General features: G+C 73.9%; 24 protein-coding genes and 1 riboswitch. Of the genes, 5 read left to right on the top strand and 19 right to left on the bottom strand.

The window, feature by feature from the left end:
• Positions 1–217 precede the first annotated feature (217 nt).
• The 11 genes from NDAS_RS04405 to NDAS_RS04355 form a co-directional block, all read right to left on the bottom strand.
• The gene (locus NDAS_RS04405) at positions 218–628 is read right to left on the bottom strand and encodes a DUF3040 domain-containing protein (protein WP_013151934.1); all 411 of its coding nucleotides are present in this window, start codon (positions 626–628) and stop codon (positions 218–220) included.
• Positions 629–872: 244 nt separating this feature from the next.
• Positions 873–2,126 carry a DNA polymerase IV gene (dinB, locus tag NDAS_RS04400; RefSeq protein WP_013151933.1) on the bottom strand — a complete coding sequence of 418 codons (1,254 nt, stop codon included), beginning with the start codon at positions 2,124–2,126 and terminating at the stop codon, positions 873–875.
• 83 nt (positions 2,127–2,209) lie between these two features.
• Positions 2,210–2,998 carry a methyltransferase domain-containing protein gene (locus NDAS_RS04395; RefSeq protein ID WP_019607049.1) on the bottom strand — a complete coding sequence of 263 codons (789 nt, stop codon included), beginning with the start codon at positions 2,996–2,998 and terminating at the stop codon, positions 2,210–2,212.
• A 60-nt stretch (positions 2,999–3,058) separates the two neighbouring features.
• Positions 3,059–3,472, bottom strand: coding sequence for a transcription antitermination factor NusB (gene nusB / locus NDAS_RS04390; protein WP_013151931.1), 414 nt, complete (start codon positions 3,470–3,472; stop codon positions 3,059–3,061).
• The gene (gene efp, locus NDAS_RS04385; RefSeq protein ID WP_041552350.1) at positions 3,472–4,035 is read right to left on the bottom strand and encodes an elongation factor P; all 564 of its coding nucleotides are present in this window, start codon (positions 4,033–4,035) and stop codon (positions 3,472–3,474) included. The genes nusB and efp overlap by 1 nt, the downstream gene beginning before the upstream one ends.
• Before the next feature lie 136 nt (positions 4,036–4,171).
• Positions 4,172–5,272, bottom strand: a complete 1,101-nt coding sequence (gene aroB / locus NDAS_RS04380; RefSeq protein WP_013151929.1) for a 3-dehydroquinate synthase — start codon at positions 5,270–5,272, stop codon at positions 4,172–4,174.
• Positions 5,269–5,781 carry a shikimate kinase gene (locus tag NDAS_RS04375; protein ID WP_041552348.1) on the bottom strand — a complete coding sequence of 171 codons (513 nt, stop codon included), beginning with the start codon at positions 5,779–5,781 and terminating at the stop codon, positions 5,269–5,271. Before NDAS_RS04375 ends, aroB begins: the two co-directional genes overlap by 4 nt.
• Positions 5,782–6,260: 479 nt before the next feature.
• Entirely contained in the window at positions 6,261–7,442 is a 1,182-nt protein-coding gene (gene aroC, locus NDAS_RS04370) for a chorismate synthase (protein ID WP_013151927.1), read from the bottom strand.
• A gap of 44 nt (positions 7,443–7,486) precedes the next feature.
• Positions 7,487–8,461, bottom strand: a complete 975-nt coding sequence (locus NDAS_RS04365) for a prepilin peptidase (protein WP_013151926.1) — start codon at positions 8,459–8,461, stop codon at positions 7,487–7,489.
• Between the two features lie 177 nt (positions 8,462–8,638).
• On the bottom strand, positions 8,639–9,379 hold the full coding sequence (locus NDAS_RS04360) for an SseB family protein (protein WP_013151925.1): 741 nt from the start codon (positions 9,377–9,379) through the stop codon (positions 8,639–8,641).
• Positions 9,380–9,528: 149 nt separating this feature from the next.
• On the bottom strand, positions 9,529–10,002 hold the full coding sequence (locus NDAS_RS04355; protein WP_013151924.1) for a MarR family winged helix-turn-helix transcriptional regulator: 474 nt from the start codon (positions 10,000–10,002) through the stop codon (positions 9,529–9,531).
• Between the two features lie 193 nt (positions 10,003–10,195).
• Between NDAS_RS04355 and NDAS_RS04350 the strand changes: the two genes are divergently transcribed.
• The 3 genes from NDAS_RS04350 to NDAS_RS04340 all read left to right on the top strand — a co-directional run bounded on the left by NDAS_RS04350 (position 10,196) and on the right by NDAS_RS04340 (position 14,365).
• The gene (locus NDAS_RS04350; protein ID WP_013151923.1) at positions 10,196–10,738 is read left to right on the top strand and encodes a YceI family protein; all 543 of its coding nucleotides are present in this window, start codon (positions 10,196–10,198) and stop codon (positions 10,736–10,738) included.
• Between the two features lie 197 nt (positions 10,739–10,935).
• Positions 10,936–11,247, top strand: coding sequence for a DUF2470 domain-containing protein (locus NDAS_RS04345; RefSeq protein ID WP_013151922.1), 312 nt, complete (start codon positions 10,936–10,938; stop codon positions 11,245–11,247).
• Between the two features lie 406 nt (positions 11,248–11,653).
• Complete coding sequence (locus tag NDAS_RS04340; protein ID WP_013151921.1) at positions 11,654–14,365, top strand: serine/threonine-protein kinase; 2,712 nt, start codon at positions 11,654–11,656, stop codon at positions 14,363–14,365.
• Positions 14,366–14,604: 239 nt separating this feature from the next.
• On the opposite strand, the gene NDAS_RS04335 is transcribed toward NDAS_RS04340, so the two are convergent.
• Positions 14,605–16,560 carry a sigma-70 family RNA polymerase sigma factor gene (locus tag NDAS_RS04335; protein WP_013151920.1) on the bottom strand — a complete coding sequence of 652 codons (1,956 nt, stop codon included), beginning with the start codon at positions 16,558–16,560 and terminating at the stop codon, positions 14,605–14,607.
• 57 nt (positions 16,561–16,617) lie between these two features.
• A complete protein-coding gene (locus NDAS_RS04330) occupies positions 16,618–16,944 on the bottom strand; it encodes a YciI family protein (RefSeq protein WP_013151919.1) in 327 nt (108 codons plus the stop codon).
• A gap of 140 nt (positions 16,945–17,084) precedes the next feature.
• Here NDAS_RS04330 and NDAS_RS04325 point away from each other — a divergent pair, with 140 nt between their 5' ends.
• Together NDAS_RS04325 and NDAS_RS04320 are read left to right on the top strand one after the other, a co-directional pair.
• Positions 17,085–17,753, top strand: coding sequence for a DUF998 domain-containing protein (locus tag NDAS_RS04325; RefSeq protein ID WP_013151918.1), 669 nt, complete (start codon positions 17,085–17,087; stop codon positions 17,751–17,753).
• A gap of 116 nt (positions 17,754–17,869) precedes the next feature.
• Positions 17,870–18,790 (top strand): aldose 1-epimerase family protein, encoded by a 921-nt coding sequence (locus NDAS_RS04320; protein WP_013151917.1) that lies wholly within the window; start codon positions 17,870–17,872, stop codon positions 18,788–18,790.
• 39 nt (positions 18,791–18,829) lie between these two features.
• Here NDAS_RS04320 and NDAS_RS04315 read toward each other — a convergent pair whose 3' ends face one another.
• The 6 genes from NDAS_RS04315 to NDAS_RS04290 form a co-directional block, all read right to left on the bottom strand.
• The gene (locus NDAS_RS04315) at positions 18,830–19,417 is read right to left on the bottom strand and encodes a nucleotidyltransferase family protein (protein WP_041552345.1); all 588 of its coding nucleotides are present in this window, start codon (positions 19,415–19,417) and stop codon (positions 18,830–18,832) included.
• 170 nt (positions 19,418–19,587) lie between these two features.
• A complete protein-coding gene (locus tag NDAS_RS04310; protein WP_013151915.1) occupies positions 19,588–20,748 on the bottom strand; it encodes an XdhC family protein in 1,161 nt (386 codons plus the stop codon).
• 111 nt (positions 20,749–20,859) lie between these two features.
• Positions 20,860–21,324, bottom strand: a complete 465-nt coding sequence (locus NDAS_RS04305; RefSeq protein ID WP_013151914.1) for a PH domain-containing protein — start codon at positions 21,322–21,324, stop codon at positions 20,860–20,862.
• A 238-nt stretch (positions 21,325–21,562) separates the two neighbouring features.
• On the bottom strand, positions 21,563–22,036 hold the full coding sequence (ribH, locus tag NDAS_RS04300; protein WP_013151913.1) for a 6,7-dimethyl-8-ribityllumazine synthase: 474 nt from the start codon (positions 22,034–22,036) through the stop codon (positions 21,563–21,565).
• Positions 22,037–22,158: 122 nt separating this feature from the next.
• The gene (locus tag NDAS_RS04295; protein ID WP_013151912.1) at positions 22,159–23,448 is read right to left on the bottom strand and encodes a bifunctional 3,4-dihydroxy-2-butanone-4-phosphate synthase/GTP cyclohydrolase II; all 1,290 of its coding nucleotides are present in this window, start codon (positions 23,446–23,448) and stop codon (positions 22,159–22,161) included.
• Between the two features lie 92 nt (positions 23,449–23,540).
• The gene (locus NDAS_RS04290; protein WP_013151911.1) at positions 23,541–24,173 is read right to left on the bottom strand and encodes a riboflavin synthase; all 633 of its coding nucleotides are present in this window, start codon (positions 24,171–24,173) and stop codon (positions 23,541–23,543) included.
• 119 nt (positions 24,174–24,292) lie between these two features.
• A riboswitch (FMN riboswitch) is annotated at positions 24,293–24,423 on the bottom strand.
• Positions 24,424–24,517: the final 94 nt, after the last annotated feature.

The raw sequence follows: 24,517 nt of genomic DNA, 5'->3' as shown, positions 1-24,517 counted from the left end.
TGTCCCGGGGCGGTCGACGACAGCGCCTCCCCCGTGCACCGCGCCAGCCTGGGACGCCTCCGGGAAACCACGGCCCACGCCCGAAAAACGTGGTGGGCCCCGCACCACTGTGCGGGGCCCACCACGGGGAACCGGGTGTCCGGCGCGGATCCCCTCCGGGATCCCCGCCCGACGGGGCACGGCCGATCGCGACCGGCGAGGGTGTGGGACCGGGGTCCTACTCCTCACCCTCCTGGCGACGGCGCCAGCGCTCCTCGAAACGATTCATCATGCCGGGACGGCTGCCGCCCCGGCGCTTCTGCTTGGGCTCCGCCACCGCGACGCCCTGGTCGGCACCGCCGCTCCCGGAGGCCTTGCGCCAGGCGTTGGCGCCCCACAGGAAGCACAGCAGCATGACGAGGAAACCGAGGACGCTGATGGCGACCTGGGCGACTGTGGACTGGAGCATCAACCCCGTCATCAGCAGCACGATACCGACGACGAAACCGAGTCCGGCCTTGATGATCCAGCGCTTGTAATGGACCGCGGGGTTCGTTTGCCGAACGGTGTTCGCGAACTTCGGGTCCTCGGCATACAGCGCCCGCTCGATCTGGTCGAGCATGCGCTGCTCGTGTTCAGAGAGCGGCACGGCGCCTCCCTACGGCAGTCCCCGGTTGGGGTGACGGGTACTGAAGAACAGTCTCTTGGTCAGTGGTATGCCCAGAATACGATGAGCTAGCGCCCGGTGGAAAGAAAAGCTGCGTGCGTACCTGACCACCACGGGCCACGATACCCTCGCCCTGTATCGGAAACACCGGCTTCCATGCCTCTCTTCTTACCCTCATTCCGGTCCTACCCTGGGGAACGCTCCGAGGGCCCCGGAAGTTGCCGCATCATACGTCGTTTTCGTCACGCTTGGCCAACACGGCCGACTGTATCGCGCCCGGCCCGAAACGTGCCGTTACGCGGTCCATAACCCGTTCAACATCCCTCCAACCCGATTCCTCCTCCCCCAGTGCCAACTGGCGGTGCACCTGTTCCACCGGAATGACCCCTTCCACCCGCACCCCCACCAGGCGCAGCGGCACCCCCCGCAACCCGGAGGCGGTGTAGAGCTCGCGGGCGACGGCGCTGATCTCGCGGGCCACGTCGGTGCCCTCGGCCAGGGTCCGTGCCCGGGTGATGGTGGAGAAGTCGCCGCGGCGCAGCTTCACGCTCACCGTGCGTCCCGCCTGCCCCGAGGCCCTCAGGCGGCGCCCGACCTTCTCGGCCAGCCTCAGCAGCTCGCGGTCCACCACCTCGGGGTCGGCCACGTCCTCGTCGAAGGTCTCCTCCGAGCCGATGCTCTTGTCCGGGGACTCGGGCACGACCGGGCTGGTGTCCACCCCCCGGGACAGCTCGGCCAGGCGGGTCCCGGCCTTGTCGCCCAGCTCCATGCGCAGCAGGTCCGGCTCGTAGCGGGCCAGCTGCCCGACCGTGCGCACGCCCAGCCGGGCCAGGGTCTGCTCGGTCCGGTCCCCCACCCCGGGCAGCGCCCCGACCGGCAGCGGGTCCAGGAAACCGCGCACGTGGGCGGTGGGCACCAGGAGCAGGCCGTCGGGCTTGCAGTGCGTGGAGCCGAGCTTGGCGGTGAAGCGGGTGGCGGCCACGCCCACGGAGCAGGTCAGGCGCTGTTCCCGGCGCACCCGCTCGCGGATCATCGCGGCGATGCGCACCGGCCCGCCCAGGCGGCGGCGCGCGCCGGACACGTCCAGGAAGGCCTCGTCCAGGGAGAGCGGCTGCACCAGCGGCGTCACCGAGCGCAGGATGTCCATGACGGCCTCCGACGCCTGGCGGTAGGCGCGGCCGTCGGGCGGGAAGACCAGGGCGTCCGGGCACAGGCGCAGGGCCCGCGCCATGGGCATGGCCGAGTGCACGCCGTGCGCGCGGGCGAGGTAGTCGGCGGAGGAGACCACGCTGCGCGGACCGGTGCCGCCCACGATGACCGGGCGTCCGCGCGCCTCGGGATGGCGCAGCTGTTCGACGCTCGCGAAGAACGCGTCCATGTCCAGGTGCAGGATGTGGCAGTCGCCGTCCGGTCCGGAGCCGTCCGCGGGGAAGTCCGCGTCCAGCGCCGCGATGCCCTCCGGGGAGACCATGCCCCGCATCGCGGCGCCGCGTTCCAGTTGGCGTCGGCTCATACAGCCAGGTTATGCCGTGCCGGGGGCGCCCCGGCCCCCGGTACCGGGGTTCAGGAGCGGTGCGCGACGACGTGCAGCTGGGTGGCGATGCCGATCAGCTCGGGGTGCTCGGCGGCGGCCCTCTCCAGCTCCACCAGGTGCTGCCCGGCGTGGGCGTCGCCCTCCCAGGCGTGCCCGGGCACGAGGTCGGCGAACGCGCGGACGCCGCGGACGCTCTCCCCGGACAGCCCGGCCCGGCCGATCAGCTCCAGGACCTGCTGGCGGGTGAAACGGCGCGGCATCGGGTCGCCCTCGCCCCAGCGCCCGTCGGGGTCGCCGAGCAGGTGGTGGGCCTCGGTGATGTGTCCGGCCAGCGCGCGGTGCAGGGCTCCGGCGACCGCGTTGGTGACCAGCAGGCTCACCGCACCGCCCTCGCGGGTGATGCCGACCACGTCGTGCAGCGCCGCGGCGGGGTCGTCCACGTACTCCAGCACGTTGTGCACCAGGACGAGGTCGGCGCTGGCCGGCGCGAACAGGGCGGCCAGGTCGCGGGTCTCCCCCTGAACCCCGCGCACGGACACGCCCCGCTCGGCGGCGCGGCGCTCCAGGGCCGCGAGCGAGTCGGGGCTGGGCTCGACCACGGTCACCCGGTGGCCGAGTTCGGCCAGGGGGACGGCGGCGCCGCCGGTGCCCCCGCCCGCGTCGACGATCTCCAGGGGCCCGTCCCCGAGCCGGTCCAGCAGTCCGACGAGGGCGTCCCACACGACCGCGGTCCGGGCCGCGTTGGCGGCCCGCCCCGGGCCGGTCGCCCCGCTCGCGCCGAGGCCGCCGCCCGCGGCCACGCTGGTCCTGTCAGTCACCTGCGTTCCCTCAATCCACGTTGCCCCGACGGTCCCCCACGCGCCGATGCCGGTCGCGCCCTAGAGCGAGAGCGTCGACTTGTTCTCCATCAGCCTGGACAGGAGTCCGCTGACGAAGTTGGGGGACTCGTCGGTGGACAGCTCCTTGGCCACGCCGACCGCCTCGGCGATCGCCACACCGTCCGGGATGTCGTCGGCCCACAGCAGTTCGTAGGCGCCCATCCGCAGGATGTTGCGGTCCACGACCGGCATGCGCTCCAGGGTCCAGCCGATGGCGTAGGTGTCCAGGAGCTCGTCGATGCGCTCACGCCGCTCGTCGACCGAGCGGGCCAGACTCTCGGTGAAGTCGTTGATCGGCGGTTCGGGCTGGGCCCGCCGGCGCCGGATGACGTCCTCCACCGAGGTGGCGCGCACCTCGGCCTCGTAGAGGACCTCGACCGCGCGCCGCCGTGCCTTGCGCCGTGCTCCGCTCATCAGTTGACTCGCCCGAGGTAGTCACCCGTGCGGGTGTCGACCTTGACGCGCTCGCCTTCGCTGATGAACAGGGGAACCTGGATGGTGGCGCCGGTCTGGACGGTGGCGGGCTTGGTGCCGCCGGTGGAGCGGTCGCCCTGCACGCCCGGGTCGGTCTGGGTGATCTCCAGCTCGACGGCGGCGGGCAGCTCGATGTAGAGGGGGTTGCCCTCGTTGGTGGCCACGGTGACCTTGGTGTTCTCCAGCAGGAAGTCCTTGCCGTCGCCGACGACGGCCTCCGGGACCGGGATCTGGTCGTAGGTGCTGGTGTCCATGAAGATGAAGGCCTCGCCGTCGTGGTAGAGGTACTCCATCTCGCGGCGGTCGACGTTGGCGAACTCGACCTTGGACCCGGCGTTGAAGGTCTTGTCGACGATCTTGCCCGTGAGGACGTTCTTCAGCTTGGTACGGACGAACGCGCCGCCCTTGCCCGGCTTGACGTGCTGGAACTCCAGGACGTTCCAGAGGACGCCGCCGTCGAGCCGCAGGGTCGTGCCGTTCTTGATGTCGTTCGTCGTGGCCACTTCGGTCGTCTCTCCAAGGGGTTTGACACGTCGGGGACCGACCCCCGCGGGGCCCGGTCGGTGTTCGGTGGGGCCGGGCACGGGCACCTCGGGGAGCTCCCCGGGCGCGCCGGTGCGCACGTCGCCTGTGTGCAGTCTAGTGGCTTCGCGGAACCCGGGTGTCGCCCGTGACCGCGCGGTACGCCTCGTCCAGCAGTTCGGGCGCGGGGCCGCTGAGGATGGTGGGCCGCGCCAGGCCGTCCAGGACGACGAAGCGCAGGGTGGCCCCGCGGGCCTTCTTGTCCACGCTCATGGCGGCGCGCAGTTCGGGCCAGGCCTCGGGGGCGTAGGAGACGGGCAGGCCGACCGAGGAGAGCAGCGAGCGGTGGCGCTGGACCAGGTCGTCGCCCACGCGGCCGTCCAGGCGGGCGAGTTCGGCGGCGTAGACCATGCCGATGGAGACCGCGTAGCCGTGCCGGAAGGTGTAGTTCTCGGCGCGCTCGATGGCGTGGCCCAGGGTATGGCCGTAGTTGAGGATCTCGCGGCGGCCGCTCTCGCGCAGGTCGCCGGAGACGACGTCGGCCTTGACCCGGATGGCGCGCTCGATGAGCTCGCGGGTGTGCCTGCCCCCGGGTTCGGCCGCGCCCTCGGGGTCGTCCTCGACCAGGTCGCAGATGACGGGGTCGTCGATGAACCCGGCCTTGACGATCTCGGCGAGGCCGCCGATGTAGTCGGCGCGGGGCAGGCTCGGCAGGGTCGCGAGGTCGCACAGGACCCCGGCCGGGGGGTGGAAGGCGCCGACGAGGTTCTTGCCCTCGGGGGTGTTGATGCCGGTCTTGCCGCCGACGGCGGCGTCGACCATGCCGAGCAGGGTGGTGGGCACCAGGACCGAGCGCACGCCGCGCAGCCAGGTGGCGGCGACGAACCCGGCCAGGTCGGTGGCGGCTCCCCCGCCCACGCCGACGACGGCGTCGCTGCGGGTGAAGTTGCGCTGCCCGAGCCGGGACCACAGGTCGGCGGCGACGGCCGCGGTCTTGGCGGCCTCGCCGTCCGGGACGGGCATGGAGTGCGCCCGGTAACCGGCGGCCTCCAGGGCGCCGACCACGGGGCGGGCGATCCCGTCCAGGCTCTCGGGGTGGATGACGGCCACCTGGGCGGCGTCGCCGACCAGGGAGGGGAGTTCGGAGAGGACCCCGCTGCCGACCACCACGTCGTAGCGGCCGGCGGAGTCGCCCACACCGATCCGGGTCACGGTCACTGCTGGGCCTTTCCGGAGTCCTGTCCGGCCAGGGAGGGCAGGATGGCGTCGACGATCTCTTCGGGGTGGTAGCCGGTGGTCTCCACGGTGACGCTGGCCAGGCGCTCGTAGACGGGCAGGCGCTCGTTGAGCAGCTGGCGCAGCCGGGTGCGGGGGTTGCCCGCGAGCAGGGGACGGGCCACGTCCATGCCCACGCGCTTGGCGGCCTCACCGAACTCCACCTGGAGGTAGACCACGTGGTGTCCGGCCAGGTCGCGCTGGGTGTCCTCGTCCAGGACCGCGCCGCCGCCGACGGCGATCACGCCCTCCCAGGCGCGCAGCCCCTCGGCGACGACCTCGCGTTCCAGGGCGCGGAAGCGCTCCTCGCCGTCCTCGACGAAGATGTCGCCGATGGGCTTGCCCGCGCGCTTCTCGACCTCGGTGTCGGTGCACAACAGGTCGGCGCCCAGGCGCCCCGCCAGGGCCTCTCCGACGGTGGACTTGCCCGATCCGGGCGAACCGATGAGCACCGCGATCGCTTTTGCCACGCTCTTCCCATCTGGAGAATCCGGGGCACCGCGCGCTGAGAAGCGCTGCCCCCCTGCCTTGATCTTGCCTTCCCCCCACCTTAGCTTCGCCGGGGAGACGCGAACCCTTGCCGGGGGGATGTGAACCGTTCCCGCGCGTGCGGGGACAGCACGGCCACGGCGTTGTCCTACTCCAGCGGACCTCGGTCCCCGGAGGCGGTGAGAGAGGTCGTCCACAGGCCGGATCGCGGCACTGGCGGGGACATTCGATCCGCCCCTATGCTCGGATTCGGGGGCGACTCCGTCGCCTGTGAGCGCGACGAGCGCTCCCGAATCCAGTGTGGCCCTTCCCTTGGCGCCCCGCCAGCCCCGAGGACGCGCCTGTGGACAACCGCTCCGGCAAGGGGAGCCGTGGCGGTTCCCAGTCCGCTTCCGTCCCGTTCGTGAACGGGACGGAAGCACGCCGAGGTCGGGATCGAAGGTCAGCGGATAGTCAGCGCGTCCAGGTAGCCCCGGAGGTTGCGCGCGGTCTCGGCGACCGAGTCTCCGCCGAACTTCTCGACGGCGGCCTCGGCGAGCACCAGGGCGACCATCGCCTCGGCGACCACACCGGCGGCCGGGACGGCGGTGACGTCGCTGCGCTGGTGGTTGGCCTGCGCGGGCTCGCCGGTCTCGATGTCGATGGTGTCCAGCGCCCTGGGCACCGTCGCGATGGGCTTCATCGCCGCGCGCACGCGCAGCGGGTCGCCGGTGGTCATACCGCCCTCGACGCCTCCGGCGCGGTTGGTGCGGCGGCGCACGCCGTCCGGACCGGGTTCGATCTCGTCGTGGGCGGCCGAACCGCGGCGGGCGGCGGTGCGGAAGCCGTCGCCGACCTCCACGCCCTTGATCGCCTGGATGCCCATGAGCGCACCGGCCAGGCGCGCGTCCAGGCGCCGGTCCCAGTGCACGTGGCTGCCCAGGCCGGGCGGCAGGCCGTAGGCCAGCACCTCGACCACGCCGCCGAGGGTGTCACCGGACTTCTTGGTGTCGTCGACCTCCTCGACCATGCGGGCGCTGGTCTGGGCGTCGAAGCAGCGCAGCGGGTCGGCGTCGATGGCGGCCAGGTCCTCCGGGCGCGGCTCCGGGGCGTCCTCGGGCACCGCCACGGGCCCCATGGACACCACGTGGCTCAGGATCTCCACGCCCAGGGCCTGACGGCAGAACTGGCGCGCGACCTCGCCGATCGCGACGCGGGCGGCGGTCTCACGGGCGCTGGCGCGCTCCAGGATCGGCCGCGACTCCCCGTGGCCGTACTTCTGCATGCCCACCAGGTCGGCGTGGCCGGGGCGGGGCCGGGTGAGCGGCGCGTTGCGCGCCACGCTCTCCAGCTCCTCGGCGGGCACGGGGTCGGGGGACATCACCTTCTCCCATTTGGGCCACTCGGTGTTCCCGACCTCGATCGCGACCGGACCCCCCTGGGTGCGGCCGTGTCGGATGCCCCCGATGACGGAGACCTGGTCCTTCTCGAACTTCATCCGGGCACCCCGCCCGTACCCGGCGCGACGGCGGAGCAGCGCGGCGGCGATGTCGTCCGAGGTGACGGACACACCGGCCGGGAGGCCCTCAAGAATCGCGACGAGTGCGGGTCCGTGGGACTCCCCCGCGGTCAGCCAACGCAACATGTGCACGATCCTTTCACGGATCGGTGCGCGGTGGAGCGCCGGGTTCAGGGTTGTGGAAACAGCGCTCCTCCCGTCAGGACGGTGGCCAGCGCGGCGGCGAGCATGAACGGACCGAGCGGGAAGGGATCCCTGCGGGTGAGCCGCCGCAGCGCCATGAGCACGACCCCCACCAGGGAGAAGGCCGCGAAGGCCCAGAACACGGCGACCAGCGCGCCGAGGGTCCCGGCCGCCCACCCCGCGTACAGCGCGGTGAGCCCGGAGAGCTTGACGTCGCCGAACCCCAGCCCCGCGCTGTGCACCCGCCACAGCAGCCAGTACAGCACCGTGACCAGGACCATGCTGACGAGCGCCCCGGCGGCCCGGTCGGTGTCGGGCCCCTCGGGGGGCAGCAGGACGGCCAGCCCGATCAGGACCGCGGCGACGGGGTAGGCGGGGAGGACGACCGCGTCGGGCAGGCGCATGACCCGCAGGTCGATGACGGCCAGCGGCACGCCGACGGCGGTCAGCCAGAGCACGGCCAGCACGCCGAACGGGGACCAGTCGGGTTGGAGGGTGGCCCACAGGCCGACGCAGCCGAAGAGCACGGCGGTCACGACGACGACCGCGGGGTGGGACCGGACGACCTGCTCGCAGTGGGGGCAGGCCCCCCGTCTTCGGAACGTGCGGGCCTCCACCGCCGGGAACCAGCGCAGGAAGCGCAGCTCGGCGCGGCAGTGGGGGCAGCGGGGGGGCGGCGGGCCCTCGTCGTCGTCCGGCGGCGGGAGCCGGCGCTCGCCGCGCACGTCCTCCCCGGTGTCGGGGACCGCGGTGGCGTCGTCGCGCGCGGGCTGGACGTGCCGGTCGGCGGAGGGCGTGAGCGAACCGCGGGAGGCGGGTGCGGGCGGCGGGTCGGCGGGGCCGAAGAGGTGGACGAGGCGGCCGTTGACCCGGCCCACCACCACTCCGAGCAGGGCGAGGAGGACGGCGACGGACGCCGTCCACAGGTGCGGGTGGAGGAGGAGTGTCGAGGGGGTGGGCATGATGGGAAGCTACCCTTCCGGGGCCCGCGGCGACACCGCCCGGTCCGGCCTGTGGAAAACTCCCCGTACGCGAACGCCGCGGCACCGTGTGCCCGCACGGCGCACGCACGGGACGAGGGCGCGGAGCGGCCCACGACCGCGGGGCTCGCGGCCCGGCCGGAAGCGACCGGGACGGAGTCAGTCCCGGGCGGCGGTCCCGGGCCCGTTCGGGGGCGCGTCGTCGCGCTGGGCGCGCACGACGGCGCTCAGTTCGATGCCTCCGGGCAGCACGTGCCGCAGTTCGGCGGTGAGCCGCCCGGCCACGCGCCGCAGGACCTCGTCGTCGCGCTCGTCGAGTTCGAGGCGGATGCCGATCTCGCCGCGTTCGGAGGGGTGGATGCGGACGCGCTCGATACCGAACTCGCCCTTGGTGACCTGGTAGATGAGTCCGAGGACCTGCGGGTCGTCCTTGGGCTCGGGGACGGCGCCGGTCTCGGCGATCATGCTGAGGAAGGGACCCTGAACGGTGTAGGGCACGGGGCCGGCCACGTCGAGCACCAGCGCGTCCGCCTCCTCCTCCAGGGCCGCCTGGCAGGCGTCCCTGACGGTGAAGGGCACGGGGCGCGCGTCCGGGCGCCAGCGGCGGACCGCGTCCACGGAGGTGAAGGCGAGCATGCCGCGCCGCCCGTCCCTGCCGGTCATGATCGGGACGGCGACCTCGCTGTTCTTGTCCTTGGTGAGCCCGCCGACGCCCTCCTCGGTCTCGGTGGCCACGGCGACCACGGGGATGAGCACGCGGGTTCCGCTGAGCGCGGCCAGCACCTGGCGGTCGCCCGTCGCGCCCGTCGCGTGTTCGCGCAGGCGCGCCTCGACCCCGGGATCGACGCTGCCGTCGTCGTCGCGGAAGTTCTGGGCGCCGATGATGGATGGTCTGCTCACGTGCACCGACTCTACCCGTGGGGCGCGGGGCCTGTGGCGGGCACGCCCGAAAGGGCGCGAACCGGGCGACGCGCCCGGTCACCGGCCGCCCTCGGGGTGTGCCGGACACACGAAACGGGCGGGCCCGCGGGGACGGCGGTCGCGGGGCCTCACCCCCGCCGGGCGGCCTCGCCCTGCTCCAGCGCGCCGATGATCGAGCCGAGCTGGGCGACCTGCTCCTCGCTGAGGCGGTCGAAGACCAGCGAGCGCACGCGCGCGGCGTGGCCGGGCGCGGCCTGGCGCAGGAGGAGGGAGCCCTTGTCGCTGAGCACGGCCCACAGCCCGCGGCGGTCGTCGTCGCAGTGCTCCCGGTGCACGTAGCCGCCGCGTTCGAGCCGTGCGACCTGGTGGGAGAGCCTGCTCTTGGACACGATGACGCTGTCGGCGAGCACCCGCATGCGCATGCGCCGCCCCTCGGCCTCGGACAGGTGCACGAGGATGCCGTACTCGATGAGGGAGAGCCCGGTACGGGCGCGCAGGTCCTTCTCCAGCTCGTCGTAGACCCAGGCGTTCATCCTGAGGAAACCACGCCAGACGTGCTGTTCCTTGACGTCAAGCCACCCGGCGTTGTTCATGCGGCCCATCGTAGCGGCGTGTCCGAAACCCCCGCTCCGCCACACCGTCGGGCCCCGCGTCGGCTCTCGCCGGAGGAACGCCTTGCACGAGGGCCCGGCATTGCCTAAACTCCTCTTCCGAGGAAGATTCTTCTAAGGCGTCTTGTTACACCTCAGCGAATGGGCCCGGTCCCCGGGTCCGCCGACCCGACAGGGAGACACCATGGCAGCGCAGGAACTCCAGGCCGGAACCTGGAAGATCGACACCGCCCACAGCGTCGTCGGCTTCTCCGTACGACACATGATGGTCAGCAAGGTCCGCGGGCGGTTCGAGAAGTTCGACGCCACGCTGACGGTGCCCGAGGACCCCACCCAGGCGTCCGTCGAGGCCACCATCGACGCCAGCTCGATCAACACCGACAACGGTGACCGCGACAACCACATCCGCTCCGCCGACTTCTTCGACGTCGAGAACCACCCGGAGTTCACCTTCCGCTCCACCGGCGCCGTCGCCAAGGGCGAGGACTTCGTCCTGCAGGGCGAGCTGAGCATCAAGGGCAACACCCGCCCCGTCGAGATCGCGCTGGAGTTCAACGGCTCCACCATCGACCCCTACGGTCTCAACCGCGCCGGCTTCACCGCCTCCACGCAGATCAGCCGCAAGGAGTTCGGCGTGGACATCGAGATGCCGATGGACGGCGGCGGCGTGGTCGTCGGCGACAAGATCACCATCGACATCGACGCCGAGTTCACCCGCCAGGCCTGAGCACGTCCGTGACGGCCGGGCGGACTCCGGGCCGGACGAAGCGGGGGAACACGCGGGACGGGACGGCCTCCCAGAAGTTTTGACGACACACCGTCATCACCTTCGGGGCCGCTCGGATATCGTCAGCGGGGGGAGGGCGCACAGCCCTCCCCCCGCTCGTGTCACGCGTGCGCGCCACCCGCCGACCAGGAGGTCCCGTGTCCCCGTCCAACCCCTTCTCCCCCGAGGTCGTCGCCGCCGTCACCGCCCACATGAACGGCGACCACCCCGAGGACACCCTGCTCATCTGCCGCGCGCTGGGCGGCCAGCCCGAGGCCACCGCCGCGCGCATGACGGGCCTGGACGGCGACGGCGGCGACTACGCGGTCACCGTGGACGGAACCGAGCACGCCGTGCGCGTGCCGTGGGCGCGACCGCTCACCGAACGCGCCCAGATCCGCGCCGAGGTCGTGCGCATGTACCAGGAGTCCTGCGACAGGCTCGGCGTGACCCCGCGCGGACGGCACTGAGCACCACGGGCGGCACCGGGCCCTCGTGCCGCAGGGACGCACGGCCGACCGCGTGCAGCCGACCGGCCGCCTGGAACCGGGCCCTCATGCCACGGAGGACGGGGCCGAACAGGCGGTCCCGCACGGCGGAGCGGGACCGGCGCGCGGTGGCCCGCGCGGACGGCGCCGAGGCGCGCGCAGCGCCGCGGCACCGGTCTTCCCGCCCCGGAGCGCACCGTCTGCGCGTTCCGGGTGGAACTCCACGCGCCCACCGGGAGTCAAAGGAGACGAGGGGCTACGCCGAGGAACCCGCACCGGGGCCCGAAACGGCGCGCGAACCGCGCCGCGCGGACCTACCCTGGAGGGGCCCTCGTTCCCCCGCAGGTCCACGACACCAACGCCTATCCGAAGGATGGCTCCGACCCCGATGGTCACGCCCGACCCCGGTGACGAGAACGCGCCGACCCAGCGGATCGAACCCACCGCGCCCACCACACGCATCGGCCCCGACGAGGACCGCACGCGTGCGGACCGCACCCACCGGGCCACCCGTGTGTTCCGCCCGGGAACGGCCCCGGGGGAGGGCACCGAGCCCACCCGCGTGTCCTCCCCGGCCGCGGACCGCACCAGCGTCCTGCCCGGCGCCGGCCAGGCGGACGCCACCCGCACGGCCGCCGCGGCCCCGGGCACCCGCCCGGCCCGCAGCATCCCGGGCGACGGCCGCACCGACGGCCGCGCGCCCTGGTGGCGGACCCTGTTCGGCCCGCTCCTGGACTGGATGGCCCGCCTGGTCTCGCGCGTGGTGGTCGGCCCCGCCAGCGACCTCGACTACGCCGTCCCCGCCGAACTGCGCCGCCGCTACCGCGTGCTCGACCACATCGGCGCGGGCGGCGAGGCCGTCGTCTACCTGGCCGAACCCACCGACTCCCCCGGGCGCCGGCTCGCGCTCAAGGTGTACCGGCCCGGCCACGACATCAACCGCGAACTCCTCGACCGCCTGCGCGCCCGCGGCACCGCCTCACCGCACACCCCCGCCATCCAGGGCTACGGCACCGCCGCCAGCTCCTGGGGCGAGGACCTGGCCTGGGAGGCCCAGGAGTACTTCTCCCACGGCTCGCTGCGCGCGCTCATCGACCAGGCCCCGCTACCGGACGACCGCGCCCGCGCCGTGGTCTCCGCCGTCGCCGAGTGCCTGCACCACTGGCAGGACGAACTCCAGCACAACCACACCGACGTCAAGCCCGAGAACCTGCTCGTGCGGTCCCTGGACCCGCCGGTCGTGGCGCTCACCGACTTCGGCGGCGCCGTACGCGCCACCATGAGCCGCGTCTACGGCGGACTGGCGGTCACCGAGGACTACGCCGCCCCTGAGGTCGTCGAGGGCCGCCGCGAGGCGCCCGCGGCCTGGTGGTCCCTGGGCGTGATCGTGCACGAACTGGTGGCCGGACGCCGCCCCGAGCGCGGCGGCAACTGGCTGACCGCCCGCAACACCGAGGTGGACATCTCCGCCATCACCGACGAGCGCTGGCGCCTGCTGGCCCGGGGCCTGCTCACGCTCGCGCCCTCGGCCCGCTGGGGATACGACGAGGTCGCGCAGTGGCTGGCGGGCGAGCGCCCGCAGATCCGCGCGGTCAAGCGCCTGCGCCCCATCGAGTTCGCCGGAGCCAGCCACGAGGACCCGCCGAGCCTGGCCTTCGACCTGCTCGACCGCTCCGAGACCGGCGCCATGTGGCTGCGCACCCACTGGTCGCAGCTGCGCAGCTGGCTGGACCGCGAGGTCAACGACTACACCTTCGACCGCGCCTACCTGACCGGCCTGGACGCCCACCCCGAACAGGCGCACGTGGCGATCAGCGCGCTGGCCGCCCGCTACGTGCCCGGGATGCCGCCGCGCTTTCGCGGCCACGAGATCAGCGCCGACGGGCTGCTGGACCTGGCCACCGGCGACGCCAGCCGCCACGCGGTGGTGCGCGAGGCCGTGACCTCGGGCGCGGTCGGGCTGGGCGCCCAGCACTGGTGTCCGCATCCGGCCTGCCGCTCGGGCGGTTCGGGGCGGTGCGCCCTGCTGGAGCGCGTCCAGCACGAGGTGCCCCTGATCATGCGCAAGGTGTCCGAGAACGTCGACCAGCTGGTCGGCTCGGGCCCCGACGCGCCCCGGCGCCCGGACACCCACGAGACCGACACCGCCTGGGCCAGGGCGGTCGAACTGGTCCTGCTCCCCGACACCGCCTCCCGGAGCCGGTCGCTGCTGCGGCGCCAGTCCTGGCACCCGCGCCAGCGCACCGCCGCCCCGCACGCCCCGTGGTGGGCGGAGCAGCGGCGCCTGGCCCTGCGCGACGCCAACGGCCGCGACGCCCTGGCCACCCGGGCCGCCCTGATCACGGCGGTGCTCCTGCTGCCCGAGGCGGCCCGGGTCGGCGGCGCGGTCGCCGAGCGCGAGCGCGCCGACGGCAGGGCACGCCGCCAGGACCGGTGGGCGTCGCTGGCCGGTTCGGCCGGCGAACGCTGGTCGCAGGTCCGCGAGAAGGCGGCCGGAGTCCGCAGGCGCGCCGCCGGGTCCTCCGCGCCCGGCCGCCCGGAGGGCGCGACCGCCCCGCACCCCTACAACCCCGCGGGACCGCAGGACCCCTCGCTCGACCCCCGCGAACAGGAACGCCGCAGGCGCCGGGCCGACAAGACCATGGGCCAGATCCAGCGGGCGATGAAGGCGGGCGCGTGCCGCCGGTTCGCCTACCCCGCGGCGCTGCTCGGGCTCCTGGACGGCCTGGGCCGCGTGGTGCGCCCGCAGGAGGGCTTCTACCCCGAGAGCGAGTTCGTGACCTCGGCCTACACCGGACTGCTGGACGCCAGCAACGGCGCCGTCCTGGGCTGGCTGTCGGAGGTCACCGGGGCCGTCACCGGTCTGCTGCCCGGCGACACCGGGGCGGCGTGGTGGCTGCCGGTGCTGCTGTCGGTGCTGCTGGTGGCGCTGGGCCGCTCGGCGGCCAGCAGGAAGCCCACCTCGCGGGCCCGTCGGCGTCTGGGGGCCTTCCGCCTGGCCGTGGTGGGAACCCTGTTCATGGTGGTGGTGCTGTTGTCCACGGGCCTGTTGGCGCTGGGCTCGGGGGTGCTGATCCCCCTGGACGGCCTGCTCGCCTAGCGTCCGGTGCGGGCGGTGGCCCGGCGCCCACGGGTAAGCCGCCCCCACCGGACCCGCCGTCCCCGCGCCGCGCCTCGGGCGCCCGCCGGAGGCGCCCACCGGGCCGACCCGCGCGAACCGTCGTGCGGGAGACGGCCCGGAGGGCCGCTCGCCGCTCCGGAAGCCCGCGCGGAACACTCCCCGGCGGGCCGACCGGGACCACGGGGCGGCCCCCTCCGCCCCGCCGCGCGCGGATGCGCTCAGGGCCGGAGCCTGCTCAGGGTGTAGCCCCGCCCCGCCGGATCCAGGGAGCGCGTGGCCCGCTTGAACAGGTACTCCGCACGCGGGTAGGACAGGCGCCCTCGCCCCGTCAGCGGGCACAGGTCGGCCGCGGCGGGGCGCCTCGCCGGTCCCGGACGCCGGTCTGCCAGAAGGAGCGGCCCCCGCTCGCGCCCCGCCACGAGCTCGGGCAGCAGCCGGGCGGTCCCCGACCTCCAGCCCACCCAGCCGTCGCCCGCCCGCGCACGGCGGTCCTCCAGGTCCAGGTCCTCCACGTTGAGCGCCAGCACGGAATTCACCCGGGCGCCGGACTCGTGCAGCAGCCGCCACAGCACGCGCTCGCGAAGCGCGAAACCCTCCCCGTCGCACAGGCGCGCCACGGTCTCGGGGTCGAGCGGCACGTGCGGTGAGCGGGTCTCGCCGCGCCGTTCCAGGTCCGCCGCGAGATCCTCCAGCCCCGCCCAGGCGCCGAAGGAGCGCACGGTCGACCGGTGCCGGTTCCACGTGCGCGGGGCCGCACCGCCCCAGGCGGTGGCGAACACGCCCGCCACCCGTTCGGGGGTCAGGTCGGCCAGGGGCAGACCCTCCCCCAGCGAACGGCACAGCCGGTCCAGGGTCTGGCCGTAGGAGCGCAGCGTCTGGGGGTCCAGGTCGTCGCGGCCCAGGAACTCCCGGGCCGTCGCGCCCAGGTCGGGCCCGGCGGGCTCGGGGACCGCGGTCTCCTCTGCCCGGCGCGACAGGAAGGCGCGTTCGGCGGTGTTCTCGGCCAGCAAGGCGGCGCGCTCGAACTCCCGCTTCGCCTCGGCGGCCCGGCCCAGCCGCAGGAGCAGGTCGCCGCGCACGCCGGGCAACAGGTGGTAGTCGCGCAGGACCGGGTCCTCCGCCAGCTCGTCGGCCAGGGCCAGTCCCTCCCCCGGCCCGCGGGCCCTGCCGACCGCCACGGCCCGGTTCAGGCGCACGACCGGGGTGGGGAGTAGGACGACCAGCTGGTCGTAGAGGGCGGCGATACGGGCCCAGTCGGTGTCCTGCTCGCTGGTGGCCCGGGCGTGGCACACGGCGACGGCCGCCTGGAGCACGTAGGGGCCGGGCGGGCCGCCCGCGTCACGGGCGCGCAGCATGGCGGCGAAGCCCCGGCGCACCAGCAGGGGGTCCCAGCGGCCCCGGTTCTGCTCGTGCAGTCGGACGATCTCGCCGGAGGGGCCGGTCCGGGCCCCGGCCCGGGACTGCTGGAGCTCCATCAGCGCCACCAGGCCGTGCGCCTCGGCCTCGTGCGGCACCAGTTCGGCCAGGGTGCGGCCCAGCCGCAGCGCCTCCAGGCACAGGCCGGGGCGCATCAGGTCCTCGCCCGAGGTCGCCGCGTAGCCCTCGTTGAAGACGAGGTAGATGACGCCGAGGACGGAGGAGAGGCGTTCGGCCAGCTCCCGTCCGTCGGGCAGCCCGAAGGCCACCCCCTCCTCGGCGAGCAGCCGTTTGGCCCGCGCCACGCGCTGGGCGATGCGCCCCTCCCCGGTGAGGAAGGCGCGGGCGATCTCCCCGTTGGTCAGCCCGGCCACCAGGCGCAGGGTCAGCGCGACCCTCTCCGGAGTGGACAGCACCGGATGGCAGGTCGCGAACAGCAGGCGCAGGACGCCGTCGTCCGGGGCGGGCGCGACCCCGGGAGCGCGCTCCAGCTCGTGGGCGATCTCCTTGTGCTTGCTCTCCAGGCGGTGCTCCCGGCGCAGGCGGTCCAGGACGCGGCGTTTGGCGGCGGTCATGAGCCAGGCGCCGGGGTTGTCGGGGATCCCCTCACGCGGCCACTGCTCCAGGGCGGCGACGAGGGCGTCCTGGGCGCACTCCTCGGCGGCGCCGACGTCGTGCGCGATCCGGGTGAGCGAGGCGACGATCCGCGCCGACTCCATCTTCCAGACCGCGTCGACGGTGCGGTGGACATCGGTCACACCGAAGATGACAGCACCGGCCGGGCTCGTGCGCAACCCGGCCGGCGCCGCGGCCGGTCAGGGGCCGAAGACCTGCTGGATGACGCTCTCGCCGTCGCCGACGATGCGGCGGAAGCGGCGGGCGACTTCAAGGGCCTCCTCACGGGAGCGGACCTCGACCAGGGCGAACCCGGCCACGGCCTCCCTGGCCTCGGTGAACGGGCCGTCGGTCACGGTGATCTCCTCTCCGGCGGAGACCATCCGGACGCCGCCGGGCTCCAGCCCCCCGGTGGCCAGCAGGACTCCGGAGGCGGTGAGCTCCTCCACGAACGCGGCCATCTCGGCGTACAGGCCCTCGTCGTCGCGGGCGTCCTCGGAGGGGCGGGTGGTCATCAGGAAGCGCACGGCGTGCTCCTTCGTCTCGTTTTCGTTGCCTTCGGATACACGTCGAACGAGGTGATGTGACAGGGAACGGCCGCGTTCCCTGTCACATCGCCGCAGCGACGTGAGAACGAGAAGCACAGAACACGAGAGAGGCCCCGGCCATGACCGCCACCACCGCCACCGCACCCCGTGTCCGCCGCGCCACCGCGGGCACCACCCGCGCGCTGCTCGCCGGCGCGGCCCTCGCGGCTCCCCTGTGGGCCGCCGTCTCCCTGGCGCAGGCCGCCGCACGGGAGGGGTTCGACCTGACCCGGCACCCCCTGAGCGCGCTCAGCACCGGCGAACTCGGCTGGCTCCAGATCACGAACTTCCTGGTCGCGGGCGCCCTGACCGCCGCCGGAGCCCTGGGGCTGCGCCGGTCCATGCGCGGTGCGCCCGGCGGCACGTGGGCGCCGCGGCTGGTCCTGGTCAACGGCCTCGGCATGATCGCGGCGGGTCTCCTCGTCATGGACCCGGCCGACGGCTTCCCCGTCGGCACCCCCGCGGGGATGCCCGAGCAGCTCACCTGGCACGGCTACGGCCACATGGCCGCCGGATCGGTCTCCTTCGCCGCGCTGATCGCCGCCTGCTACGTACTGGGGCACCACTACGGTCGCACCGGCCACCGGGGCGCGGCCGCCGCCTCCCGTGTCGCGGGCACCGTCCTGCTGGTCGGCAACGGCTGGGCGATGACCGGCGGCCAGTACGGCTCGCTGACCCTGGCCGTCGGAGCCGTCACCGCCATGCTGTGGGTGTCGGCGGTCGCCGCACTCCGCCTCCGAACCTCCTGAACAACCTCCGTCACACGCGTCACGTGTCCCGCCGTGTCCCCCCGGCGGGGCGCGTGGGCTATGATCGCCCGGTTCGGCACACGGACGCACGGCCACGACGGGGAAGCAGGTGTCAGGTGGGTGAGGTGATCGAGCTGCGCTCGGGAGAGTACCGAGCGCGCGTCGACCGCACGGGAGCGGGACTGCGGGCACTCACCTGGCGCGGCCGCGACGTGGTCTGGCCCTACGACGGGGACGGACCCAAGGCCTTCCAGGGCCAGGTGCTCGCGCCGTGGCCCAACCGCGTGACCGAGCACGGCTACCGCTTCGACGGGGTCGAGCACCGTCCCGCACCCAACGACCCGGCCACGGGCACCGCCATCCACGGCCTGGTCCACGACCGGGAGTGGACGCCGGAGACGGTCTCCGAGGACGCGGTCGAACTGCGGCTGGACTTCGGCGGCGGGCCCGGCTACCCCTTCCCCCTGGAGATGACCGTCGCCTACCGGCTCTCCGACGACGGGCTGACGGTCGCCACCACCGCCCGCAACCCGGGCGGCTCCCCCCTGCCGTTCGGACTGGGCTTCCACCCCTACCTGACCCTGGGCGAGCCGCTGTCGGCCCTGGCCGCGCGCGGGGAGTTCGCGCTGGAGGTCACCGCCGGCACCCGCCAGCCGGTGGACGGGCAGATGCTGCCCGTGGGCGGCCCCGTTCCCGTGGACGGCGGCGACTTCGACTTCCGCACGCCCGGCCGCCAACTGGGAGACACCGTCCTGGACACCGCCTTCACCGAACTGGAGAGGGACGCCGACGGGCGCGCGTGGGTGCGGGCGAGCGGCCCCGAGCACCGGGTGTCGCTGTGGTGCGACCGCGGCTTCGGCTGGTTGCAGCTGTTCAGCGCCGACACCCTCGGCGGGGACGACCACCGGGCCCACCTGGCCGCCGAGCCCATGACCTGCCCGGCCAACGCACTGGCCACCGGCACCGACCTGATCGTGCTGGCCCCCGGGGAGTCGACCGAGCACGTGTTCGGCATCCTCGCCGAGACCCTGGTCTGAGCCCCGGCCCACCGGCGCGCACGGCCCCGGGCAGGGCGCTCAGCCCGGACCGGAGGACTCCCCGCCCAGCACGCCGCTGAGCCGCTCCAGGTCCTCCACCGTGTCGATGTCCTCCGGGCTGGCGATGTCGTCGCAGGCCACGGCGGTGACCAGATGGGAGTACGCGCGCAGGAACGGGCGCGCCCCCACGTCGTGCACGGCCATGGCGTAGGCCGTGGACCAGTGCTCGCGACCCAGCAGCACGGGGTTGCGCTGGTTGCCGCGGTAGGTGGCCACCGCGGCACGGGCGCCCTGCTCGTGCGCCTCCACCAGGCGGCGCACCGCCTCGGGGGTGACCAGGGGCTGGTCCGCCAGCGCGATCAGCACCGCGTCGACCGTGTCGGGCAGGGCGTCGATCCCGGCGCGCACCGAGGACCCCATCCCGGTCCGCCAGTCGGGGTTGTGCACCGTGTGGGCGCCGCGCACCGGGGTGTCGGCGGCGCCCAGCACCACCATGACGGGGGCGCAGCCGCCCGCGGTCAGCGTGCGCACACCGCGGTCCACCAGACGTTCGCCGCCCACCTCGACCAGCGCCTTGGGCCGCCCGAGTCTGCTCCCCGAACCCGCGGCCAACAGCAGGCCCGCCACCGGACCCGTACGCTCCCCGCCCTGCTCCTGCCCCCCAGTACCCATGACGTGATGATGCCACGCACGGGCGCGCGGGATGGGCGACCTGGCACAGCCCGTCCGGCCCTGTTCCGCGACCGCCCCCACGGACCCGCCGTGACCAGGCACTCCACGGACCGGCGGGTTTCGGTTCACTTCACACGGTGGCCGAATCCGGCCGGAACCAGGGGTTTACCCGACGTGTCGTGGTGGATCCGGCCGCTGGTCTCACGCAGGGCCCGCCCGCTGCCGCCCCACCGCACCTGCACCAACTCCGCGGCGATCGACACCGCCGTCTCCTCCGGGGTGCGCGCCCCCAGGTCCAGACCGATCGGCGAGTGCAGGCGCGCCAGCTCCGCCTCACCCACTCCGGCCTCGCGCAGCCGCTCCAACCGGTCCTCGTGCGTGCGCCGGGACCCCATCGCGCCGATGTACCCGGCGCGGGTGCGCAGGGCCACGCTGAGCACCGGCACGTCGAACTTGGGGTCGTGGGTGAGCACGCAGATGGCCGTGCGCTCGTCGATCTGGTCGGCGATCTCGTCCAAGAACACGTGCGGCCACTTGACCACCACCTCCTCGGCGGTGGGGAAGCGCTTGGCGGTCGCGAACACCGGCCGGGCGTCGCACACCGTCACCCGGTAACCCAGGTAGGTGCCCAGGTCGGCGACGGCCGCCGCGAAGTCGATCGCACCGAAGACCAGCATGCGAGGGGCGGGCGCGAAGGACTGCACGAACACCTCCAGCTCGTCCCCGCGCCGCTGCCCGTCGGTGCCGTAGCGCAGCAGACCCGTGCTGCCCTGGGCCAGCATGCCGCGCACGTCGTCGTCCAGGGCGTCGGCCAGCCTGTCGCTGCCCAGGCCGCCCTCGGCGTGGCCGGGCCAGACCACCCGGCGCCGCCCCACCCGGCCCTGGTCGGAGGGGTCGGAGACGATGGTGGCCACGGCGACCGGCTGGTGCTCGTCGACCGCGCCGATCACCGAGCCCAGCTGGGGGTAGGCGGACCGGCTGATCGGCTCGATGAACATGTGCAGTGTTCCGCCGCAGGTCAGGCCGACGCTGAAGGCGTCGTCGTCACTGACCCCGTAGGTGCGGCGCACGGGGACCCCCGTGCGGATGACCTCCAGGGCCTCCTCGTAGACCGCGCCCTCCACGCAGCCGCCGGACACGCTGCCGACCGCCTCCCCCGAGGCGCTGACCAGCATCGCCGCCCCGGCGTCGCGGGGAGCGCTCTTGTAGGTGTCGATCACGGTGGCCAGCGCGAACGTCTCGCCCGACGCGTACAGGCCGGACACGGCCGCTCGGATGTCGCGCACGCGGTACCTCTTCCACGTTCCGTCGGTGGCTCTCGGTACCAAACTATGTGCCCCGCACAACACTCGGGAGCCACCGATCCTCAGGAATTCGGCGGCCCCTCCCGGAGGTTCCTACGAGCGGTCGGGCTCGCGGCCCTCGCCGCGCTCGTGCAGCAGCGCGCGGAACTCCTCCAGAGCGCGCCGGGCGGACTCGCCGTCGGCGCTCTGGATGGCCATCACCGCCAGGGTCGTGCCGTCGGACAGGTCCGCCGAGGGCCAGGGCTCGCCCTCGGGCATCCGCACGTCCACGACCTCCGGCCAGGACAGCACGTGGGTGCGGATGCTGTTGACCACCGTCACACCCTCCTCACCGGCCACCAGCCGCGGCCGGGCCAACAGGTGCAGGGCAGCCGCGATGGCCAGGCCCAGGCCCACCATCAGGACCCGGTCCATGACCCCCCAGCTGCCCGGCAGGATCGCGGCCAGGACCGCCAGGGTCGCCACGATCAGCAGCGCCAGCCCGTAGGCGACCCACCGCACCGACCGGGGCCGCCACGTCCTGGGCAGCACCGCCTGCCCCGACTCCTCGCCGTCCACGGGCTGTTCCCTCGTCCGCACCAACTGCTCCACTTCTGGACCGTGTCCGCCGCGGCCCCGGCACGCCGCGTCCCGCGACGCCGTACCCCGCCGGACGGACCCCTCGGGCCCTCCGGCGCGCACCGCCCGACGAGGACCGCCCAACGGCCACACGCCGGATCGGGACCCGCGCGACACCTCTTCGGCCGTCCGCGTACGCGGACGGCCCACCGCCGTCACCGTGCGCCACCGGACCGGATCAGCGGCGCAGCCCGCGCAGGACCGCCGCCGTGTCCAGGGCGGCCAGCGCGGCCTCGGCGCCCTTGTCCTCGGCGCTCCCCGGCAGACCGGCGCGGTCGAGCGCCTGTTCCAGGGTGTCACAGGTGAGCACGCCGTTGCCCACGGGGGTGGAATGGCGCAGCGCCACCTCGGTCAGGCCGTGGGTGACCGACTGGCACACGTAGTCGAAGTGCGGGGTGCCCCCGCGGATGACCGCGCCCAGGGCGATCACGGCGTCGTGCTTGCGGGCCAGCTCCTGGGCGACCACCGGGATCTCGACCGCTCCGGCCACCTCCACCACGACGGGCTCGGCCGCGCCCGAGGACGCCACCACCTCCAGCGCCCTGGTGAGCATCGGCTGGACCACACCCGCGTTCCAACGGGTCACGACGATGCCCACCGACATCCCCGAGGCGTCGACACCACTGCTGTCGGGGCGTCCTTCACCACTCATGGGCTCCTGCTTCCTCTCCGAACGAAGTGTGCGGCCCCGGACCACCGCCGGGGCGGGCGCCGCCCCGGCCTTCCGGGGCGCCGCGCGCGGGGCGGCCGGTCGGCCGCGCCGCAGGGCCGGGGTCAGCGGACGACGCCGGTCAGGTCGTGGCCCATGCGGTCGCGCTTGGTGCGCAGGTAGTCGATGTTGTCCTCGGTGACGAAGGAGGGCATCGCCACCCGCTCCTTGACCCGCACCCCGTGCTGCTCCAGTCCCTCGGCCTTGGCGGGGTTGTTGGTCAGCAGCCGCACCGACGACACCCCCAGGTCGGCCAGGATCTGCGCCCCGGCGCCGAACTCGCGCGCGTCGGCGGGCAGGCCCAGGCGCAGGTTGGCGTCCACGGTGTCCGCCCCCTGGTCCTGGAGGCTGTAGGCGCTCAGCTTGTGCAGCAGACCGATCCCCCGGCCCTCGTGGCCGCCAAGGTAGACGAGCACCCCGCGCCCCTCCTCGGCGATGTCGGCCATGGCGGCGTCCAGCTGGGCGCCGCAGTCGCAGCGGTGGGAGCCGAACGCGTCGCCGGTGAGGCACTCCGAGTGCAGGCGCGCCAGGACGTCGGTGCCGTCGGTCAGGTCCCCGTACACCAGCGCGACGTGCTCGGCGCCGTCGGCGGTACCCCGGTACCCGACCGCGCGCCACTGGCCGTACCTGTTGGGCAGGCGCGTCTGGACCGCGCGGGAGACCAGCGGCGGGTGGGCCTCGGCCTCGGTGAGCGCCTCCCCCAGCGCCTCGCGGTAGGCGGCGAGCTGCTCGACCGAGACCAGCTTGAGGCCGTGCTCGTCGGCGAACGCGCGCAGCTGGGGCAGACGGGCCATGGTGCCGTCGTCGTTGACGACCTCGGCGAGCACGCCCGCGGGACGCAGACCGGCCAGGCGGGCGAAGTCGACGGAGGCCTCGGTGTGGCCGCGCCGGGCCAGCACGCCGCCCGGGCGGGCGCGCAGCGGCAGGACGTGGCCGGGGCGCACGAAGTCGGCGGGGCCGCTGCCCTCCGCGGCCAGCAGGCGGATGGTGCGGGCCCGGTCGGCGGCGGAGATCCCCGTGGTGACGCCCTCGCGCGCGTCCACGGTGACCGTGTAGGCGGTGCGCAGGCTCTCCTCGTTGCGCGCGGTCATCAGCGGCAGGTCGAGGCGGTCCAGGTCCCCGCCCTCCAGGGGGACGCACACCACACCGGAGGTGTAGCGGATCATGAACGCCAGGAGTTCGGGCGTGGCGAGCTCGGCGGCGAAGATGATGTCGCCCTCGTTCTCGCGGTCCTCGTCGTCCACCACCACGATGGCCCGCCCCGCGGCGAACTCGGCGACGGCCTCCTCGATCGGGTCGAGGACGACGGCCTGGTCGATCGGTGTCGTGGCCGGGGTGGGTTCGGTGACGGTCATGGCCGCTCCCTGGGATGGATCGTGGATGTGGGTGCTGGGGCGGGCGGCGGCCCGCCCGCGCGGGTCCGCTCCCTCGTGCCGTGCGCGGGCGCTCACGCCCGCGGGCGGACCGCCGCCACGGCGGTGATGCGCTCGACGTACTTGGCGATGACGTCCACCTCGATGTTCACGGTGGCACCGGTGACCAGTCCGCCCAGAGTGGTCGCCCGCAGGGTCTCGGGGATGAGGCTGACCTCGAAGAACTCATCCTCGGCGCCGGGCTCGCTGACCGCGGAGACGGTGAGGCTGGTGCCGTCGACGGTGATCGAGCCCTTCTCGACCACGTACGGCGACAGGTGGGCGGGCAGCCCGAAACGCAGAACGTCCCAGTTGTCGCCGGGATTCCGGGAGAGCAGGGCGGCGGTGCCGTCGACGTGGCCCTGGACGATGTGCCCGCCCAGGCGGCCGTCGGCGCGGGCGGCGCGTTCGAGGTTGACGGGGGAGCCCGGAGTCAGGCCGCCGAGGCTGGAGCGGTCCAGCGACTCCTTCATGACGTCGGCGGTGAAGGTGCCCTCGCCCCGGTCGACGACGGTCAGGCACACACCGTTGACCGCGATGGAGTCGCCGTGTGCGGCGTCCGAGCTGACCAGGGGACCCCGGACGGTGAGCAGTACGGCCTCGCCCGTGGTGCCCGCGGCCTGGATGGAGACGACCTCGCCGAGTTCCTCGACGATTCCGGTGAACACGCCCTTGCCTTCCCTTCGCCTGGTGGCTCCGGGGTGAGGGGACGCGTGGAGAAGGGTCCACGAACAGGACGGCACCGGGGCCGCGCGTCAGCGGACGCGGGCGGCGAGGGGCCGTCCCGACACGTACTGCCTCCCATCCGGACTTTCACCGTCGGTACCGGAATTCCACCGGTTCAACCGGCCGATGGACTCGGCCGGGTCGCGGACTGTCACCGCCGGTTCGGAATTACACCGACCCCGGAGCACGTGTTGAACTTGCTGGTAGGGATCCTAACCCCTCGTCAACAGGCGCGCCTAGCCGGTGTGACGCGAATCATCGGGCCCCGCCGGCGTCGGCGCGGACG

Source organism: Nocardiopsis dassonvillei subsp. dassonvillei DSM 43111, assembly GCF_000092985.1.
In the GTDB taxonomy this organism is placed as follows: domain Bacteria; phylum Actinomycetota; class Actinomycetes; order Streptosporangiales; family Streptosporangiaceae; genus Nocardiopsis; species Nocardiopsis dassonvillei.
The sequence above is the reverse complement of the archived record's forward strand: the minus strand, read 5'-3'. Positions and strand labels throughout refer to the sequence as shown.

Coding starts and splice junctions, on each gene's coding strand:
- dinB (WP_013151933.1), bottom strand. CDS start 2,126: ATGCGGGGCATGGTCTCCCCGGAGGGCATCGCGGCGCTGGACGCGGAC.
- nusB (WP_013151931.1), bottom strand. CDS start 3,472: ATGAGCGGAGCACGGCGCAAGGCACGGCGGCGCGCGGTCGAGGTCCTC.
- aroC (WP_013151927.1), bottom strand. CDS start 7,442: ATGTTGCGTTGGCTGACCGCGGGGGAGTCCCACGGACCCGCACTCGTC.
- NDAS_RS04365 (WP_013151926.1), bottom strand. CDS start 8,461: ATGCCCACCCCCTCGACACTCCTCCTCCACCCGCACCTGTGGACGGCG.
- NDAS_RS04355 (WP_013151924.1), bottom strand. CDS start 10,002: ATGGGCCGCATGAACAACGCCGGGTGGCTTGACGTCAAGGAACAGCAC.
- NDAS_RS04350 (WP_013151923.1), top strand. CDS start 10,196: ATGGCAGCGCAGGAACTCCAGGCCGGAACCTGGAAGATCGACACCGCC.
- NDAS_RS04340 (WP_013151921.1), top strand. CDS start 11,654: ATGGTCACGCCCGACCCCGGTGACGAGAACGCGCCGACCCAGCGGATC.
- NDAS_RS04325 (WP_013151918.1), top strand. CDS start 17,085: ATGACCGCCACCACCGCCACCGCACCCCGTGTCCGCCGCGCCACCGCG.
- ribH (WP_013151913.1), bottom strand. CDS start 22,036: ATGAGTGGTGAAGGACGCCCCGACAGCAGTGGTGTCGACGCCTCGGGG.
- NDAS_RS04295 (WP_013151912.1), bottom strand. CDS start 23,448: ATGACCGTCACCGAACCCACCCCGGCCACGACACCGATCGACCAGGCC.